This window comes from Brachybacterium halotolerans subsp. kimchii (assembly GCF_020792675.1).
In the GTDB taxonomy this organism is placed as follows: domain Bacteria; phylum Actinomycetota; class Actinomycetes; order Actinomycetales; family Dermabacteraceae; genus Brachybacterium; species Brachybacterium halotolerans.
In genome coordinates this window covers 196,352-214,650 of record NZ_CP086254.1, presented here as the reverse complement: position 1 = coordinate 214,650, position 18,299 = coordinate 196,352, and the positions used below count along the sequence as shown (strand labels likewise).

The window sequence follows — 18,299 nt, the reverse complement described above, 5'->3', positions numbered from 1 at the left end:
GCTCAGTCCAACGGCCTCCGGGTCGCGCCGTAGGTCGCCGAGCGCACCAGGTGCGCGTAGACCTTGAGCGCCTGGGTGACCTGGCGCTCGCGGCTCTCGGGACGCCAGGGCAGATCGCCCTTGGCCGCACGGCGGCGGGTGAGCTCGTCCTCCGGCACGTCGAGCTGGAGCAGGCGCTTGTCGACGTCGATGATGACCTTGTCGCCATCCTCGACCAGGCCGATGAGTCCGCCCTCGGCCGCCTCCGGGGAGATGTGGCCGATGGAGACGCCGCTGGTGCCGCCGGAGAAGCGCCCGTCGGTGATCAGGGCGCAGGCCTTGCCGAGCCCACGTCCCTTGAGGAACGAGGTCGGGTAGAGCATCTCCTGCATGCCCGGTCCGCCCTGCGGGCCCTCGTAGCGGATGACGACGATGTCGCCCTCCTTGACCGTCTTGTCGAGGATCTTCTGAACTGCCTCCTCCTGCGAGTCGCACACCACGGCGCTGCCCTCGAAGTGGAAGAGGTCCTCGGTGATGCCGGCCGTCTTGATGACGGCGCCCTCGGTGGCGAGGTTGCCCTTGAGCACGCAGAGCCCGCCGTCCTTGGTGTAGGCGTGCGGGACCGCGCGGATGGCGCCGCCCTCGGCGTCGAGGTCGAGGTCGTCCCAGAGGTTCGCCTGGGAGAACGCCTGCGTGGTCCGCACCCCGCCGGGGGCCGCGCGGAAGAAGGTCTTGGCCTCCTCGCTGGTCTCGCCGCTGCGCACGTCCCACTCGGCGAGCCACGACTGCAGGTCCGGCGAGTGCACGGAGTGGACCGAGTGATCCAGCAGGCCGGCGCGGCTGAGCTCGCCCAGGATGGCGGGGATGCCGCCGGCGCGGTGGACGTCCTCGATGTGGTACTTCTGGCTGTTCGGGGCGACCTTGGAGACGCACGGCACGGACCGCGAGAGGCGGTCGATGTCCTCGAGGCCGAAGTCGATCCCGCCCTCGATCGCGGCGGCCAGGATGTGCAGCACGGTGTTCGTCGACCCGCCCATCGCGACGTCCAGACTCATCGCGTTCGTGAACGCGGCCTTGGTGGCGATGTTGCGCGGGAGCACCGACTCGTCGTCGTCGCCGTAGTAGCGGCGGCACAGGTCCACGACGGTGCGGCCGGCGCGCAGGAACAGCTCCTTGCGCAGCGCGTGGGTCGCGAGCGTGGTGCCGTTGCCCGGCAGCGAGAGGCCGAGCGCCTCGGTGAGGCAGTTCATCGAGTTCGCGGTGAACATTCCCGAGCACGATCCGCACGTGGGGCAGGCGTTCTCCTCGATCTCGGCGAGCTGGACGTCGGTGACGCTCTCGTCGGCCGAGATCGAGATCGCGTCCACGAGGTCCAGGCGGTGGTCGACGACGCCCTCGACGGGCTTGCCGGACTCCATCGGCCCGCCGGAGACGAACACGACCGGGATGTTCAGGCGCATGGCGGCCATGAGCATGCCGGGGGTGATCTTGTCGCAGTTCGAGATGCACACGATCGCGTCCGCGCAGTGGGCGTTGACCATGTACTCGACGCTGTCGGCGATCACGTCGCGGCTGGGCAGCGAGTAGAGCATGCCGCCGTGGCCCATGGCGATGCCGTCGTCCACGGCGATCGTGTTGAACTCCTTGGCGACTCCGCCGGCCTCCTTGATGGCGCCGGCGACGAGGTCGCCCATGTTCTTGAGGTGCACGTGGCCGGGCACGAACTGGGTGTACGAGTTCGCGATCGCGATGATCGGTTTGCCGAAGTCGGACTTCTCCATGCCGGTCGCGCGCCACAGGGCGCGGGCACCGGCCATGTTGCGGCCGTGGGTCGAGGTTCGAGAGCGCAGTTGGGGCATATGACCATTAGGCCACGGTGGTGCGGAACCCACCAAGACGCCAGCACTACTAGTGGTGGAACTGATAGTTTTCGGCGCGTGGACGAACCAGCACGCAAGGAGCTCGGCGCCCTCCTGCGCCGACGGCGCAACGAGGTCGAGCGCTCGGACTACGACCTGGGCCCGGTGGGCCGCGGGCGCACCACGGGTCTGCGGCGCGAGGAGATCGCCTTCCTCTCGGGCGTCTCCGTCACCTGGTACACGTGGCTCGAGCAGGGGCGCGACATCAACCCCTCCCGGCAGGTGATCGACGCGGTCGCGGTGAACCTGCACCTCAGCGAGGTCGAGCACGACTACGTGCTGGGCCTCGCGGGCTTCACCCCACGCCCCCGCCCCGAGCTCGCCGAGCCCGAGCCGGTCCCCTCGCACGTCCAGCACCTGCTGGACGCCCTGGACCCGGCACCTTCTTTCGCGCTCACCGCGCACTGGGACGTGGCCGCCTGGAACCGCAGCTACGAGGGACTGTTCCCGGGCGTGCTCGATGCCGATCCCGCCCAGCGGAACCTCCTGCAGTTCATCTTCACCGACGAGCGCGTGCGGGCGATGCTGCCCGAATGGGAGCTCACCAGCAGGCAGTTCCTCGCCGAGTACCGGGCCGAGGCGGGCGGACGCGCCGGCGGGCCGCAGCATGTGCGCCTGGTCAAGCACCTGCGCGCGCTCTCCCACGACTTCTCCCGCGCGTGGGACGCCCACGAGGTCGAGCGCTTCAGCTCGCGCGTGCGCATCTTCGAGCACCCGGTCGGCGGACGCCTGGTCTTCGAGCAGGTCAACATCGTCCCGCAGGACGCGCCCGACCTGCACATCGTCTCCTACCTGCCGCTGCCGGAGGGAGACACCCCCGCGGGCGTGCGCCGCCTCGTCGGCGAGGAGTGAGGGGCCGACGCGGCCCGCAGGCGGATCCGCTGCTCAGCGCCCGCCCGCGCGGGGGTTCTCCGCGCTGGGGCTCTCCGCGCGGGGGTCCTCGAGGGTGATCGCGACGACGAAGGGGTCGCCGGGCAGGTAGCGCACGGCGATCCGGCGGCCCGGCACCAGGTGGCGCAGGCTGCCGGGATGCAGGAACGCACGGGTGTCCGCGTCCCACGGGGTGCGGACACCGCTAGGCTGCACGCGCACGCTCACGGCGATCTCGACCTGGTCGTCCAGGCTCGTGCCCGTCGGCTGCGAGCGGATCACGCGGGCGGGGGCGAGCACGCCGTGCAGTCGCGCCGCCGCAACCTCCGGCGGGATCAGGCCCAGTGCGATCCGTCGGCGCAGCAGCAACTCGCGCACCAGCGGGTCCGCCGCGTCCACGAGCTCCGGGAAGTCCCCGCCGCCGGGGCCGAAGCGCACCGGGAACGGGACGCCGGGCACGAGCGCGGAGAGCTCCGCCGGGGTCAGGCGCACGCGCAGCGCGAGCACCGAGGGCTCGCGGCCGTCGCCCTCGATGCGCAGGCGCACCAGGTGCTCACGGGAGGGATCAGCACCGGAGGCATCGGCCGGTGCGGTGCCGCCGGCTCCCCCTTCGGTGCACCACAGGTCGAGCACGCTCGCGACGCCGATGGTGGAAGGCCGGGACGCGGAAGGTCCGGACGGCGCAGTTCTCGCGCGCCTCGCCCCGAGCAGTGCAGCACCGAGGCTGAACCGTCCCATGCCCCTCCGTCCTTCCCGTCGATCACGCGCCGCACCGTGATGCGGCGCGTGATCGCATGCTAGCGGCGGATCAGGCGACGGGCAGAGCCGGTTCGGCCTCCGGGACGTCGGCGGTGCGCGCCACGGGATTGGGCATCGTCCCGGCGTAGAGCAGGGATTCGGCCTGGTTGCCGATGTCGACCATCTGCAGCGTGTTGCGCAGCTGCAGCCGGTTCAGGCACGAGTGCGCGAACTCCGCTGTGCGCAGATCCACGTCGCCCGCGAGCCCGCGCGCGAGCTCGGGGTGGCGCGCCTCATAGGCGTCCAGGGCCCCGGCGACCCGCTGCCAGAACACCTCGGCCGGCAGGACCCCGTCGGCCTCGAGGATCCCGGAGAGGTGGCGCAGCACGCCGTCGAAGACGTCCGTGAAGACGGACAGCGCCTTCTCATCGCCCGGGACCACCGCGCGGATCCGCGCGATCCGCTCGGGCAGCTCGCGGTGGCCCAGCACGGCCGTCTCCTCGCCGATGTCCTTCATGAACGCGCCCACCACGCGCTGCTCGCGCACGCGCAGGATGAGGTTCTCGCCGTGCGGCATGAACACGAGGTCGTGGCCGAGCAGGGCGTGGACCAGCGGCTGCAGGTAGGCGGAGAGGTAGTCGTCGAGCCATTCCTCGGGACTCAGGCCGGAGGCGCGGATCATCTGCGTCGCCAGGGCAGTGCCCTCGCGGTCGCGGTGCAGCAGCGCCGCCATGGTCATGGCCCGCTCGCCCTCGCCGAGCAGCGGCAGGGGGCTCTCGCGCCACAGGGCCGCGAGCATCTTGCGGTGCGGGTTGGTCGCGGGGGTGCGGTGGTAGACGTCGCCCGTGTACCCGAGCGCCGCGCGCTCGCGCAGCACGGAGAAGCCCTGCGCCGCGAACTCGGGGTCGCCCGTGACGACGCCGTGCACCCAGTCGTTGATGGCGGGCGTGTCGCGCATGTAGTGCGGGGAGAGCCCGCGCAGGAATCCCATGTTCTGGATCGCGAGCGCCGTCTTCACGTACGGGGCGCCGGACCGGCTGAGGTCGAAGAAGGTGCGCAGGGACTGCTGCGCCTGGAACTCGTCGCCGCCCGCGCCGAGGGGCACGAGGTCCTGGCGGGCCACGTCCGCGGCGAAGGTGAGCGGCAGGCGGTGGTCGGCCTGCCAGGGATGCAGCGGCATGAGGTGGTAGTCCGACGGGTCGAGCCCGCGCTCCCGGAGCCGGTCGGCGAAGGCGGCGCGCTCCTCGGCGCTGAGCGCCCCGGCCAGGTGGTCCTCGAGGTCGCAGCCCTCGCCGAGGCTGAGATGGCTGAGCTCCCGGCGCACCGCGATCCACTGCAGGCGCGTGCGCCGGCCCTGCTCGGGCGCATAGGCGCGGTAGTCGCTGAGCGCGTAGCCGATGCGGCCGCTGCCCGCGAGGAAGCCCGGGTGCCCCTCGGTCATGGCGGACTCGATCTGCTGCAGATCGGCGTCCAGCAGCTGCCGGGCGGTGGGCCGACGGCCCTCGCGGGCGTCCTGGAGCTTGGCGCATGCCGCGGCGAAGGTCGAGGCGAGCTCCTCGAGATAGGTCGAGAGCAGGTCGTCGGGGATCCCGAGCACGCTCTGGAAGGCTGCGACGAACTCGAGCACGTCGAGACGGCCGTGGGCCGGGCGAGCGCCGCCCTCGGCCGGCGTGCTGCCCGTCGACGTGCCGTCGGACGACATCGGGTTCTGCGGGGCCTCGATCCGCACGATCGACTCCTCGTCGACCAGCCAGTGCTCGAGCGGCAGCACGCGGGCGCGGAAGCGGTAGCTCGCCCCCGCCTCCGAGGGCTCGGCCAGCTCCCACCAGCCATCCTCGAGATCGGACGGCGCCAGGATGCGCTCGTGCGAGAACTCGGAGATCGCCTTGGCGAGCAGGTGCCGGTGCACGGCGTCGGCGATATCGGGCCGCAAGTGGGCGTGGGGATCCTCGGGGTGCTCGCCGCAGCCGCCGCCGAGAGGGGAGGCCGCGAAATCGTCCCGGGTGCAGACGCTGAGGGCGGCGCGCTTGGTGTGGCCGTCGACCGTGAGGTCGAGCTCGTGCAGCACGCGGAAGCCCGCGGCGGCGTTCTTGGCGAGGATGCGGTCGTTGCGCACGTCCGGCTCGACGACGACGCGCTCGGCCCGGCGCTCCGTGAAGCAGAAGCGCATGACGGCGGCCATGATCTCCGCCGTGAAGCCGTGGCGCCGCTCCCCCGCCGGCGGCCCGACGAGCACGTGCATGCCGAGGTCGCCCGGTCGGGTCCGCAGCACGTGCGACGGGATGAGGATCGCGGAGTCGTAGGTCTCGACGTAGACGACGTCGGCGCTGGTCCCGGGCTGGTCCGCGCTGTGGAGGGAGCCGATCCAGCCGTCCTGGCGGGGATCGTCGGCGATCGCTCGGAGGTAGTCGAGGGTCTGCTCGCCGGTGTGCTCCGTCATCTCCCAGTAGCGGGCGCGGGGATCGGTGAGCCAGGTGTGGACGAGGGGCGCGTCGCGCGCGGGGTCGACGGGTCGGAAGGTGATCTGCACGGTGGTCTCCTGGTGGGTCAGGCGTCGTCGGCGGGGAGTCCGAAGGTCTGGAAGGCGATGCGGCGCTCGATCGGGTAGGGCTCGCGGCCGGTGATCGCATCGAGCACCACGGAGGCGCGCCAGGCGCCGAAGCCGAGGTCGGGGGCGGTGACGCCGTGGGTGTGCTCCTCGGCGTTCAGCACGTGGATCCGCTGCTGGTCGTCGATCGTGTAGTCGCGGGAGACGTCGAGCCGGCCGCGGGAGTCGCGACGAACCCTCTCTCCGAGGGGTGCGAGGAGCGCGGGTGCGCTCGAGCGGTACCCGGTGGCGGCGACCACGGCGCGGGTGCGGTGCTCACGCCGGGTGCCCAGCTCGCCGTGCTCGAGGGTGAGCACGTGCTCGCCGGTTTCCGCATCGTGGCGCGCGGCGGTCACGGCCGTGTCGGTGAGCAGAGTGGTGGGGACCTCGGCGCCGCCCTGGCTGAGCCGGTAGAGCAGCTCGTGGATGTCGTCGATCAGGTCGCCGCTGATGCCCTTGTACAGGGTCCTCTGCTCGCGGCCCAGGCTCTCTCGCCGGTCCTCGGACAGGGAGCGGAACAGGTCCGTGTACTCCGGGGACGTCATCTCGAGGGTGAGCTTCGTGTACTCCATCGGGAAGAACCGCGGCGAGCGGGTCACCCAGTCCACGCGAGTGCCGCGAGCGGCCGCGTCCTCGAGCAGATCGCGGTAGATCTCCGCGGCGCTCTGGCCGCTGCCCACGATCGTCACGGAGCCCGCGTCCAGCAGCTGTTCGCGCGCGGGCAGGTACCGCGAGCTGTGGATCACGGGCGGGGACGCGAGGTCCGACGGGTCCGACGGGTCTCCCGTCGGACGATCCGCCGCTGACGTGTTCGCCGCCTCGGCGAGCTCGGCGAGGGCCGGCGGGAGCACGGGCCGGGTGCCGACGCCGAGCACCACATGCCGGCCGCGATGTTCCTCGGTGCCCACGACCGCGCCCTCCGCGTCGAGCACGTCGGCCACCACGAGGAGGTGCTCGCCCTCCTCCTCGACCGCGCGGACGCGGCGGCTCCAGCACAGCGTGTCCAGCTGCTCGGCGACCCAGCGGCAGTAGCGGTCGTACTCGGAGCGCAGCGGGTAGAAGGACTCGCGGATGTAGAAGGGGTAGAGCCTGCCGGTGGACTTGAGGAACTGCAGGAAAGAGAAGCGCGAGGTGGGGTCGGCCATCGTCACCAGATCAGCGAGGAACGGCACCTGGATGGTGGCGCCGTCGAGCATCATCCCGGGGTGCCAGGAGAAGCCGGGAGCCTGGTCGAGGAAGATCCCGTCGACGTCCTCGAGCGGCTCGCTGAGCGCGGCCAAACCGAGTCCGAAGGGCCCGATGCCGATGCCCACGAGGTCGTGGATGCGGGCGTCGTCCGCGTGGCTGGTCGCGGGGGCGGTCGTGCTCATCGCTCGCTCCCCTCGGCCGCGAGACGGCTGCCGGCGAGCAGGCCCCGGCCCGTCGCGCGCACGAGGTCGAGCACGGCGGCGACGTCCGTGACGGTCGCCTCGGGGTTCAGCAGGGTGAGCTTGAGCCACGGGGTCCCGTCGATCGTGGTGCGAGCGACCATCGCGCGGCCGGACTGGAAGAGGATCCGACGGATGAGGGCGACGTGCCCGTCGGCCGTCCGGTCGTCCACGCCCTCGGGCTGGAACCGGAACAGCACGGTGCTGAGGTCGCTCGTGCCCAGCACGGTGAAGTCGCGGTCGGCGAGCAGCAGCGCGCGCACCTCGAGGGCGAGGTCGCAGACGGCGTCGACCATCTCGCCGAGGCGCGTGGGCCCGAGCGAGCGCAGGGTGGTCCAGAGCTTGAGCGCGTCGAAGCGGCGCGTGGTCTGCAGCGACTTGTCGACCTGGTTGGGCTCCGCCTCTGCCGACGCCGCCTCCGCCGCGGGGTTGAGGTAGTCCGCGTGCCAGGCCGCGGCGCGCAGGTCAGTGGGGTCGCGCACGAGGATCGCGCTCGAGGAGACGGGCTGGAAGAAGGTCTTGTGGAAGTCGATCGTCACGGAGTCCGCGCGCTCGATGCCCGTGAGCAGGTGGCGGCGACGCTCGGAGACGAGCAGCCCGCCCCCGTAGGCGGCGTCCACGTGCAGCCAGACCCCGGCCTCCTCGCACGCCTCGGCGATGGCCGGCAGCGGGTCGATGATCCCGCGGTCGGTGGTACCGGCGGTGACGGCGACGGCCATCGGGTGCTCCCCCGCCGCCTCGAGCGCGGCGAGGCGCTCCCGCAGGTCGGCGGGATCCATGCGCCCGTCGGCATCGGAGTCGACGGCGATGACGGCGTCGGCCGCGAGCCCCAGCAGGTGCGCGGACCGCGCGACCGAGAAGTGGCTCGCGGCCGTGGTGAGCACGCGCAGGCGCGGCAGCGCGTCGGTCCGCTCTCGCGGGTCCGCACGCAGGGCCCGCTCCCGGGCCAGGAACAGCGCCTGCAGGTTGGACTGCGTCCCGCCCGAGGTGAAGACGCCGTCGCCGCTCTCGAATCCGACGAGGCCCGCGGCCCACCGCACGAGGCGCTGCTCCATGTGGGTCGCGACGAGCGACTGGTCGAAGGTGTCCACGGACGTGTTCACCGCGGCGAGCATCGCCTCGGCCGCGACCGCGGGGAGGACCACGGGGCAGTTCAGGTGGGCGAGGTAGGAGGGGTGGTGGAACCAGACGGCGTTCCTCGCATAGAGCGCGTCGGCCTCGGCGAGGGCCGCGCGGTCCCCGATGCCCGAGCCGTCGAGGTCCACGTCCTCGACGAGACGCTCGAGAGCGTGCCGGTCGGGGCCGATGGAGGGGGCGTCGACGGTGCGGAAGCGCTCCGCGAGGGTGTCGACGACCTCGTGGAGGAGCTCGGCGTAGGCGTCGGCCGAGGAGCCGGTGAGTAGTGCGGAGGCCGTGGTGGTGGTCGCGGAGGCGGTCGCCGCGGAGGACTCGGCGGCGAGTGCGCCGGTGCCGGCGGATGCCGGGAGCTCGTGCGCAGAGGTCTGCGGGAGCAGCTGGGACATGGGGGTCGGAACCTTCCTGCCGATGGGGCGAAAGGCCGCCCCACTGCCGGTGAGGGTTGCCTACCCTAAGCGCGCTCGAGCGACGCTGCGCAAGCAGGCTCCCGGCCCGGATGAGATAGCCGACAGTTCCCGGGGATCGCTCGCCTGGCGAGACGAAAGCGCAGGCAGAGCGGATATTCGCGGTGCCCGGTCGAGTGGCGGACGAACTTTCCCGACAGATCCGACGGCGAGCTCAGACCTGGGCGCGCTGGTCCTCCCACGCCCCGTAGCTGCGGCCGTCACTCGCGATCCATGAGCGCCGGCCGTTGCAGGATGCGTGCCCTTGGACGACTGCACCCGCGGCTGACGGAGAGCTGAAGACCATGTCGCGATCGAGCGTGCCCACGGCCGCATCGGGCTCGGGAACAGTGACGAACTTCAGCATCTCCGCGTGCTGGACTGCGCGGTTCTGGAACTGTCGAGCCGTGGATTCGGAGTGCGACGATCGGCCCTTGCGCATCCGGGCGCTCACGGTCGATCCCTGCAGCACCGTGAACTCCCCGTCGATCATCTGCGCCCGCGCATCGATGTCCTTGATCTGGAGTCGGAACTCGGGGCTGTCCGCGGCGGCGGAAGCCAGGTCCAGCTCGGGCTGTTCATCGGCTGCATGGAAGGCGGGCCCCTGTGACGGGGCGTGGCTGCGTCCGCGGAAGATGTCGTATCCGAGGACGGGCATGATGATGCTGAGCTGTTCGATGAAGTAATCCATATCGGAGGCGTCGGCCTCGGGTAGGTCGGCACCACCGGTGGGCTCCTGCACATTCGCCAGGGGCACGCGCGCTTTCTCCTGCGCGAGACGGACCAGTCGGGCTTCCAGATAGCGCACGTGCGCACTGGTCAGGTTGGCGTCCTTGGACGTCACGATGACGACTTCGCTCCAGAAGTCCTTCTTCGCGTCGTGGTTCGCCAGGCGCTTCGCCACGTCGTCGCTCTGTCCGATGTAGGCCAGCGGGTCGCCGTCGGGACCAGCACCGAAGAGGATGTAGATCCCTGTGCGGGTGGCCTCGGTGCGCGTGCGGATCTCTCCCAGGTCGATCCTCTTTCCCTTGAGGACGTGCCCGGTCCAGTTCATGATCTCGGCGGTCATCAGACCGCCGGGTCTGCCATCGGTCAGGAAGAGGCGGATCTGCTTGCCGTTCATTCCGACACCTCCCCGAGGTTGTCCTGCGCATATCGGGGCGCCATGTTCTCCATCGTCTCCATGACCTTGGCGATCGCGGCCGGCTGCCGGTCCGGCGGGTACTTGTACTTGCGCAGGAGGCGGCGGATGGAGGCACGCAGCTTCGCCTTCACGTCGTCGCGCACGGTCCAATCGGTGCGGATGTCCCGCCGCATGGTGGCCACCAGGTCACGGGCGATCTGAGCCAGGACGTCGTCCCCCATCAGATCGACGGCCGAGGGGTTCTCGGCGACGACGTCGAAGAACGTGAGCTCGTCGTAGCCGAGCGGCGGGCTGAACTTCTCGCCGCGCCGGGCCTCCTTCTGCACGTCCTTGGCCATCTCGACCAGTTCGTCGATGATCTCTGCGGCCGTGAGCTGCTTGTTCGTGTACTTCAGCATGAGCTCGTTGATCCGCTCGGAGAACAGCCGTGCCCGCACCTCGTTGCCGTGCGTGACCTTGGCCGTCTCCTCGAGGATGCTGTTGCGCAGCTCCTCGATGGCGATCTGCGAGGCGCTGGGTTTCTTCGCCTGCTCGATCCACTGCGGGGTGAGCGCGTCGAGCCGCTGCAGCCCGATCCCTGCTTCCTCGTAGATGTCCACGACGCCCGAGCTCTCGGCGGAGCTGACCACGAGGTCGCCGAGCAGTCGGCGGATCTCGTCGGGTACGGGCTCACCGCGTGCGATGCGGTCGCGCGCGTCGAGCTTGGCCATCCAGGTGCGCACCTCCTGGTAGAAGCGCACCTCAGGCAGATGCGCCTGCACATCCTCATGGCCCTGCGACAGGGCCCATGCCCGCTGCAGCCGTCCCGCATCGCGGCGGAACGCATCGGCCAGCGGACGCACCGAGGGATCCTCGGGGTCGGTGTTCCCCTCGGTCCGCGGGGACCGCAGGGCATTGGTCGCCGCAGTGACGGCCTTGACCAGTCCTCGCTTCGGGTCCTCCCGCATGATCTGCTTCCAGTCCACCGTGATCAGCGGGCGGATCGATCCGAGCAGGTCAAGGAAGATCGCGGCTGCTTCGTCGACGTTGTGCCGGCCGACGTCGGGATCCGAGGCGTCGGGAGCCTGCGTGAACTCGGCGAGGGCTGCGTGGAGGTTGTCGATCAGCGGTGCGTAGGCGACCAACAGTCCCGCGTCCTTGCCGCGGTAGGTGCGGTTGACGCGGGCGAGGGTCTGCATGAGCAGGGCGCCCTTTATCCCCCGGTCCAGGTACAGCGTGTGCAGGGCGGGGGCGTCGAACCCGGTGAGCATCATGTCCTTGACGATCACGATCTCGAGCTCGTCGTCCGGGTCCTTCATCCGGTTCTTGACGGCCTTCTGCGCGCTGGGTCGGCGCATGTGCGCTCGGATCTCGGGGCCGTCCGACGGGTCTGCGCTGTAGACGACCTTGATGCGGCCCTTGTCGTCGGCATCGTCGTGCCAGTCGGGGCGCAGCGCGATGATCTCGGCGTACAGCCGTGAGGCGATCGAGCGGGTCGCGGTGACGATCATGGCCTTGCCGGGCACCTCGATCATCGGCCGCATCGCCTCCCGGCGGCGCTCCCAATGGGCGACGAAGTCCTCGGCGAGGGTGCGCAGCCGTTCGGGTGATCCGTAGAGCGCTTCGAGAACGGCGACGTTCTGCTGCAGGCGCTGCCTGTCGGCCTCGTCGAGGCCCTGGGTGAGCTCGTCGGCGGTCTCGTCGATCTGCTCGTCGGGCACGGTGTCGAGGCGGGCGAGCGCGATCAGCCGCGGCTCGAAGTAGACCGGCACGGTCGCGCCGTCGTCCACGGCGCGACGCAGGTCGTAGACGTCGATGTCGTCGCCGAAGACGCGGCGGGTGTCGCGCTCTGCCTCTCGGATCGGGGTGCCGGTGAAGGCGATGTGGGAGGCGTGCGGCAGGGCGTCGTGCAGGTGGCGGGCGTAGCCGTCGAGGTCGTCGTAGTGGGAGCGGTGGGCCTCATCGGCGATGACGATGATGTTGCGCCGTGACGAGAGCTCGGGGTGGCGCTGGCCGGCGTCCCGTTCGGCGGCGGTGAGGCCGAACTTCTGCAGGGTCGTGAAGTAGATGCCGCCGCCACGGCGGGAGCTGAGCTGGTCGCGCAGCTGCTCCCGGCTGGTGATCTGCTGGGGCGCCTCGGGCAGCAGCTGGGATCGTTGGAAGGAGTCGAACAGCTGGGTGTCCAGCTCGGTGCGGTCGGTGATCACCACGATCGTGGGGTTCGCGAGCCGCGGATGGCGCATGATCCGCGCCGTGTAGAGCTCCATCTCCATGGACTTGCCGGAGCCCTGGGTGTGCCAGACCACGCCGATCCGGCCGTCGGATTCGACGGCGTCGATGGTGCGGCCCACGGCCTTGGAGACGGCGAAGTACTGGTGGGGCTTGGCGATGCGCTTGGTGAGGCCCGTGGCGTCCTCGTCGAAGGCGATGTACTCGCGCAGGATCTGCCCGAAGCGCTCGTCGTTGAACAGGCCGCGGATTGTGCCTTCCAGCTCGGTCGTGGACTCGCCGTCCGCGTCCAGGGCGTCAGGCCCGACGGGCCTGCCGGAGTCATCGACGTTCCAGGGCGCGAAGTGGTTCCACGGGGTGAACGGGGTGCCGTAGCGGGCGGTCACCCCGTCGGAGACCACCACGAACGCGCACAATCCGAACGCTGTGGGCAGCTCCTCCACATACGTGCGCAGCTGGTCGAAGGCGAGCTCGGAGGTGGCGTGTGCGGAGCCCGCCTGTTTGAGCTCGATGATGACCAGCGGCAGACCGTTGACGTAGCAGACGATGTCGAAGCGTCGCTCGATCTGCCCCCGACGGATCGTCACCTGGTTGACGGCCCGGTAGGAGTTCCGTTCCACGTCGGCCGAGAGGAACCGGATCACGGGGTTCTGTTCCCGGCCCTCGTGATCCACATAGGTGATGCCGCGGTACCCGTTCACGAGCACGTCGTGCAGCCGCCGGTTCTCGGTGATGGCATCCTGCGACTGCGGCGCGAGGGCCTCGCTCGCGGCTTGGTCGAGGTATTCGGCGGGGACCCCCGGGTTCAGGTTCCTCAGCGCCTGGTCGAGACTCCCACGCAGCACGATGTCGCTCCACGCAGTGCGCTCCCCCGAGCCGGGGGCGACGTCGACGCCGTGGCTGTGCTTCCAACCGAGCTCGCCGAGCTCGTCCAGGGCGAGCTGCTCCCAGTCCGCTTCACTGATCAGCGCGGGCATCAGACCACTTCCTCAACAGTCTTCTCAGCGTCCTTGACGGTGATCTTCCCAGACATGAGCAGGGGCAGCAGTTCGTCTCGTGTGGCCGCGAGTCGGAGGTTCTCCTGCTCGGCGGACAGCGCACGTTCCCAAAGGGCGCTGCCCAACTTGTCAGCAGTGGGGTCGAACTGCGGCCAAGCAACTGGGGCATCCAGGTCTCCACGCTTGATATGACCCATGGTCGTCGCCTTCCCTTGCGCAATCGCCCGGAACGCCTCTAGTTTTGTCTCGAGTGCGCAGGCAACGGACCACAACGAGTTTCCGGCCTTCGGAATCACCTTGAAAATGTGCTGGTTGACGATCGCATCGTCGCGATACCACCGCGCCGCGGTGAGCGATCCCGACCAGGCCATGAGGAGATCTCCCGGGCGAGCAATTTGCGTCTCCGGGACGTCGAGCTCATTGTAGATGGTCGAGGCTCCGATACCGCTATTCAATTCGGCAATACGGATGACCACACGACCCGTACCCGAAGCATCTTTCGTGTACGCGCCGCCGTTCACGAACTGAGCCAATGAGGAGAGAGCAACCGACGGAGCCCCTTCTGCGGTGGCGCACCAGAGCTCCCTCCGGAGGGAATCGGAAGCGTCCACCACCTCTCGGTTCACGGCGATCTTGTCGCCGAGAGCGCCTAGAACATCGACAATTGCTTGCTGCTCAGAAGCACCGGGAATCGCGATCTCAAACTGCTCAAGCATGGACTTCGTGAGCGCTCGACGCGACGCGCCAGCAGAGGACAACACGTGGAGTCGAGACTTTACTGCGGGGTCATACAGCGCGTATTGGAGATATTCAGGTACAGTGACTTTTGTATCTGGTCGAAGAATTGCAACATGTTGACTAACGCGGGCCTCAACGTTGCGACGCCAAACGCTTACGCGTCCAACAGACTCGCCCGTGATATTCAACAGTACGTCTCCGCTCGCCACAGAAACGCCGTCAAGTTGACGCGCCGACTCTTCATCAAGGTGCGCCATCCCGTCAGTCTCGATCGAAAGATCCAGTACGTTCTGGGAGCGAACGAAGTCCGGACCATTCTCTACATACACACTCTTGCCACCCCGCGGTGTTGCACCCGAACCAATCTTCGAACAGAGGTCACCGAGCCGAATGCGCCTCACGCCAACCTCCCCAGCTGCTCACGCACCACGCCATCCAACCGCGCCGACTCATCGAGCGCAGCGGTCAGCTCCTGGGTGAGCCGGGCGATCTTCTCGTCGATCGGCTCGTCGTCCTCTTCGGGTTCCGGGGCGCCCACGAACCTGCCGGGCGTGACCGCCCAGCCGGCATCGGCGATCTCCTGGATCGTGGCGCTCTTGCAGAAGCCGGGCACATCGGCGTACTCGCCGTCGGCGGATTCCCTGCCGCGCCAGGTGCGGAAGGTGTTGGCGATGGTGTGGATGTCCTCGTCACTGAAGGTCCGCTCCACGCGATCCACCATGTGCCCCATCTCGCGGGCGTCGATGAACAGCACCTCGCGGGAGCGATCCACCGTGCCGCGGGCGCCTGCTCTCTTGTCCTTCGCGAAGAACCAGACGCACACCGGGATCGCGACCGAGCGGAACAGGTTCGGCGGCATCGCGATCACGCAAGAGACCAGCCCGGCCTGCAGCATGTTCTTGCGGATCTCGCCCTCTCCCCCGGTGTTACTGGCCATCGTGCCGTTGGCCATCACCACGGCGGCCTCGCCCTGGGAGCCGAGCTTGGAGATGATGTGCTGCATCCACGCGTAGTTCGCGTTGCGCACAGGCGGGACGCCGTAGGTCCAGCGGGGATCGTCCTCCGAGCGCGACCAGTCCTTGATGTTGAAAGGCGGGTTGGCCAGCACGAAGTCCGCCACCAGACCCGGGTGGATGTCACGGGCGAAGGTGTCGCCCCAGCGCTTCCCCAGGCCGCTGGAATCGATGCCGTGGATCGCGAGGTTCATCTTCGCCATCCGCCACGTGCGCTCGTTGAGCTCCTGCCCATAGATCGACAGGTGTGTGGGGTCCTCGTGCTGGGCCTCGAGGAACTTCTCGGCCTGCACGAACATGCCGCCTGAGCCGCAGCACGGGTCGTACACCCGGCCCCTGTGCGGCTCGAGGATCTCCACCAGGGTGCGCACCAGCACCGGGGGCGTGTAGAACTCGCCGCCGCGCTTGCCCTCGGCCTTGGCGAACTTGTCCAGGAAGTACTCGTAGACCTCCCCCAGCAGGTCCCTTGCCTTCGTCGCCCCCTCACCGGAGAAACGCGCGGAGTTCAGCAGGTCCACGAGCTCGCCCAGGCGGCGCTGATCCACGTTCGAGCGCCCGTACATCGTGGGCAGGGTGCCCTCGAGCGAGCCGTTGTCCTGCGCAAGCTGCTCCATCGCGCGGTCGATCAGATCTCCCACGCTGCGCGCGTCCTGCGTCGAGGAGGCCGGGATGCCCTTGGCGTGCTCGGCAATGAAGGACCAGCGGGCCTCCGGCGCCACCCAGAACACGTTGTGGCCGGCGTACTCGTCGATGTCCTCGAGCGCATCAGCGATCGCCTCCTCGCCCTCGCCCTCCGTCGAGAGCTCCGCGCGGATCCCCTCGCGCCGCTCCTCGAACGCGTCGGCCACGTACTTGAGGAACACGAGCCCCAGCACCACGTCCTTGTACTGGCTGGCATCCATGGAGCCGCGGAGCTTGTCCGCCGCCTTCCACAGCGTGTCCTTGAGCTCCTTGGGCGTGGATGGCGCCACGGGCGCCGCCTTCTTCGTCGGCATCAGATCTCCTTCGTGGGGGCAGGTTCTGCGGAAGCAGGCTCCGCTGTTGTGAGGGTCAGGGCATCGGTCACGACGCCCTCGTACAGGGTGTCCTCGAGGTCATCGAGGTCGCGCAGGGCCGCGAGCAGACTGTCACGCCGGGCCGACACCGCGCGGGCCGCGGCGTGCGTTCCATCGAGCTGATCAGCGGGCAGCGTGTGCAGGTGCCAGGCGCGTCGATCGGTGCCGACGGCGCGGGCGATGTCCCGCGCGGCGATCCGCGGATGCAGCACCCGTGCCCGCACACCGTCGGCGCGGCGGCAGCGCAGCACACGTGCAGGGGCACGGACCAGGTGACCGCCCTCGTCATCGACCAACGCTGCCGCGCCCCCGCTGGAGACGAACACGACGTCGCCCGGCTCGGTGAAGCGGGCACGCGGACAGGTCCGCTCGAGATCGAGGCGGTCAACGGCTCGGCGGCCGATGCGGCCCGGCTCGCGCACTTCCTCCGGGCCGATGAGCACCACACTCCCGTGCCCTGGTCCGCCGATCAGCTCTTCGTCGATCCGCACTCCCGCGAGATCGCGGGCGAGGGAGCGGGTCGCGGTGCGCCAGTCGATGGGATCGGCGGTATCCGCTGCGCCTGGAGCACGTCGCGGACGGTCGCCGGGAGCCGGCTCCTCGCGGATTGCGACGCTGACGGCGCCATCCAGTGCGCCGCGGCTGAGATCCCACACGGTCGCGAGCAGCGCTCCGGGATCCGGTGCAGACCCTGTCGCGGTATCGATCAGCAGGGACGTTCCCGCGAGGTATGGGCCGCTCGCCCGCCGGGCGCTGGAGAGGAAGGGATGCTCGTGCAGGGCCGATCCGCCTGTGAGGGCGACGGCGACGTCGGAGGCGATCGCTCGGCTCGTCGCTGCGGTCAGCGGAGTGCTTCCGTGGTTCCCGAAGACGGTCCAGTCAGTGCCGCGGAGGCTCTGCGCCCGGCCGAGCACCCAGAGGGCGAGCCGGCGCCTACCGCCGAAGCGGCTCAGACCCTTCGGGAGCCGAGCGAGGTACCGCAGGCGCGGCGCATCGGGGCCAGGGGCATCGAGGATGCGTGCCCGATGCTCGGCGAGAGAGACCGGCAGTCCGTCCTCGACGAGAAGCGAAGCGGGCCCGAGGACCAGCGCGATGTTCGTCGGCCCGAGGCCCAGGACCATGCGGTCCACGGCGTCGAAGAACGCTGCGGGATCCTCGACCTGCTGCCATTGGGCCAGCACCAGAGCATGTTCGCCGGGATCCAGGTCCCCGGTGTCAGCAGTTCTATCAGAGGACTCGCCGCTCGGACTCTCCAGGTGCTCGCAGTCGATCCCGTGGGCGAGCAGCCGCCGCCAGGCCGCCCGGTCCGCCGGCGTGCGCTGGGTCGAAGGGTCGATGGCGAAGCTCGGGTTCTCTCCCTCGTCGAGCCCGCGCAGGGCGAGGTTCGCGAGCACGTGCCCACCCGTGCCGAAGGGCACCAGGGTGCGCGGGGCGATCGTGCGCAGTTCGTCGATCACGGCGGCGATCAGGTCGGCTCCGGCATGGGTGAGCGACTGCGCTGCCCACGGGCCGCCGGGAGATTCGAACCCCGCCACCATGCGGTCCAGTACGGGCATCGCGGAGAAGGCGGCCTCGGCCACAGAGTCGACCGTGCGGACCCGTTCTGCGTCCTCGAGCAGGTCGAGGGTCTCGTCCAGATCGAGCAGGGACCCTGCCCCGGACTCGGCGATCCGAAGACCGATCTCCATCGGGTCAGCGCCCGTAAGCGGCTCCCCGATCAGGGAGTGCAGCAGCAGGAGGGCAGAGGATGCCTCGACATCGTCGGACAGCCCCAGGGTCTGGGAGGAATGCGCGGCGAGCTCGTCGGCCGCCTCGGGGTTGTTGCCCGCGCCCGTGGCACGCAGCCAGGTGGCGATCGCGTCGGCATCGAAGCGGCCGGTGCCGTCATCGAGCGCCGCGGGGAAGGGATGGTCGGTGTCCGCGTAGCGCCGGCGCCACGTGGTGACCACCGGGCGCCGCACCTGGGCGGCATCCGCGATCTGCTGCATGGTCAGCGTGGGCACGGGCACCTCCTGGGCAGCTTGGGACGGGTGGTGGGTGAAG

The 18,299-nt window shown here is 69.7% G+C and carries 11 protein-coding genes; 1 reads left to right on the top strand and 10 read right to left on the bottom strand.

Features of this window, described 5'->3' with window-relative positions; translation table 11 throughout:
* Positions 1-2: 2 nt before the first annotated feature.
* On the bottom strand, positions 3-1,838 hold the full coding sequence (ilvD, locus tag Bra3105_RS00950; RefSeq protein WP_228358235.1) for a dihydroxy-acid dehydratase: 1,836 nt from the start codon (positions 1,836-1,838) through the stop codon (positions 3-5).
* A 78-nt stretch (positions 1,839-1,916) separates the two neighbouring features.
* On the opposite strand from ilvD, the gene Bra3105_RS00945 reads away from it, so the two are divergent.
* Positions 1,917-2,750, top strand: a complete 834-nt coding sequence (locus Bra3105_RS00945) for a helix-turn-helix transcriptional regulator (RefSeq protein WP_228358234.1) — start codon at positions 1,917-1,919, stop codon at positions 2,748-2,750.
* A gap of 33 nt (positions 2,751-2,783) precedes the next feature.
* On the opposite strand, the gene Bra3105_RS00940 is transcribed toward Bra3105_RS00945, so the two are convergent.
* The 9 genes from Bra3105_RS00940 to Bra3105_RS00900 all read right to left on the bottom strand — a co-directional run bounded on the left by Bra3105_RS00940 (position 2,784) and on the right by Bra3105_RS00900 (position 18,259).
* On the bottom strand, positions 2,784-3,506 hold the full coding sequence (locus Bra3105_RS00940; protein WP_228358233.1) for a hypothetical protein: 723 nt from the start codon (positions 3,504-3,506) through the stop codon (positions 2,784-2,786).
* A gap of 70 nt (positions 3,507-3,576) precedes the next feature.
* Entirely contained in the window at positions 3,577-6,036 is a 2,460-nt protein-coding gene (locus Bra3105_RS00935) for a GNAT family N-acetyltransferase (RefSeq protein WP_228358232.1), read from the bottom strand.
* A gap of 17 nt (positions 6,037-6,053) precedes the next feature.
* Positions 6,054-7,463 (bottom strand): lysine N(6)-hydroxylase/L-ornithine N(5)-oxygenase family protein, encoded by a 1,410-nt coding sequence (locus Bra3105_RS00930; RefSeq protein WP_228358231.1) that lies wholly within the window; start codon positions 7,461-7,463, stop codon positions 6,054-6,056.
* Positions 7,460-9,043: a pyridoxal phosphate-dependent decarboxylase family protein gene (locus Bra3105_RS00925; protein ID WP_228358230.1), complete on the bottom strand. Its 1,584-nt coding sequence runs from the start codon at positions 9,041-9,043 to the stop codon at positions 7,460-7,462. Before Bra3105_RS00925 ends, Bra3105_RS00930 begins: the two co-directional genes overlap by 4 nt.
* 232 nt (positions 9,044-9,275) lie before the next feature.
* Positions 9,276-10,223, bottom strand: coding sequence for a GIY-YIG nuclease family protein (locus Bra3105_RS00920; protein WP_228358229.1), 948 nt, complete (start codon positions 10,221-10,223; stop codon positions 9,276-9,278).
* Entirely contained in the window at positions 10,220-13,429 is a 3,210-nt protein-coding gene (locus tag Bra3105_RS00915; RefSeq protein WP_228358228.1) for a type I restriction endonuclease subunit R, read from the bottom strand. Before Bra3105_RS00915 ends, Bra3105_RS00920 begins: the two co-directional genes overlap by 4 nt.
* Entirely contained in the window at positions 13,429-14,589 is a 1,161-nt protein-coding gene (locus Bra3105_RS00910; RefSeq protein ID WP_228358227.1) for a restriction endonuclease subunit S, read from the bottom strand. The genes Bra3105_RS00915 and Bra3105_RS00910 overlap by 1 nt, the downstream gene beginning before the upstream one ends.
* Complete coding sequence (locus Bra3105_RS00905; protein WP_228358226.1) at positions 14,586-16,196, bottom strand: class I SAM-dependent DNA methyltransferase; 1,611 nt, start codon at positions 16,194-16,196, stop codon at positions 14,586-14,588. The genes Bra3105_RS00910 and Bra3105_RS00905 overlap by 4 nt, the downstream gene beginning before the upstream one ends.
* Positions 16,196-18,259, bottom strand: coding sequence for a hypothetical protein (locus tag Bra3105_RS00900; RefSeq protein ID WP_228358225.1), 2,064 nt, complete (start codon positions 18,257-18,259; stop codon positions 16,196-16,198). Before Bra3105_RS00900 ends, Bra3105_RS00905 begins: the two co-directional genes overlap by 1 nt.
* Positions 18,260-18,299: the final 40 nt, after the last annotated feature.

Excerpts from the sequence above, each read along its gene's own strand:
- ilvD (WP_228358235.1), bottom strand. The coding sequence starts at position 1,838 with ATGCCCCAACTGCGCTCTCGAACCTCGACCCACGGCCGCAACATGGCC.
- Bra3105_RS00940 (WP_228358233.1), bottom strand. The coding sequence starts at position 3,506 with ATGGGACGGTTCAGCCTCGGTGCTGCACTGCTCGGGGCGAGGCGCGCG.
- Bra3105_RS00930 (WP_228358231.1), bottom strand. The coding sequence starts at position 7,463 with ATGAGCACGACCGCCCCCGCGACCAGCCACGCGGACGACGCCCGCATC.
- Bra3105_RS00925 (WP_228358230.1), bottom strand. The coding sequence starts at position 9,043 with ATGTCCCAGCTGCTCCCGCAGACCTCTGCGCACGAGCTCCCGGCATCC.
- Bra3105_RS00920 (WP_228358229.1), bottom strand. The coding sequence starts at position 10,223 with ATGAACGGCAAGCAGATCCGCCTCTTCCTGACCGATGGCAGACCCGGC.
- Bra3105_RS00915 (WP_228358228.1), bottom strand. The coding sequence starts at position 13,429 with ATGCCCGCGCTGATCAGTGAAGCGGACTGGGAGCAGCTCGCCCTGGAC.
- Bra3105_RS00905 (WP_228358226.1), bottom strand. The coding sequence starts at position 16,196 with ATGCCGACGAAGAAGGCGGCGCCCGTGGCGCCATCCACGCCCAAGGAG.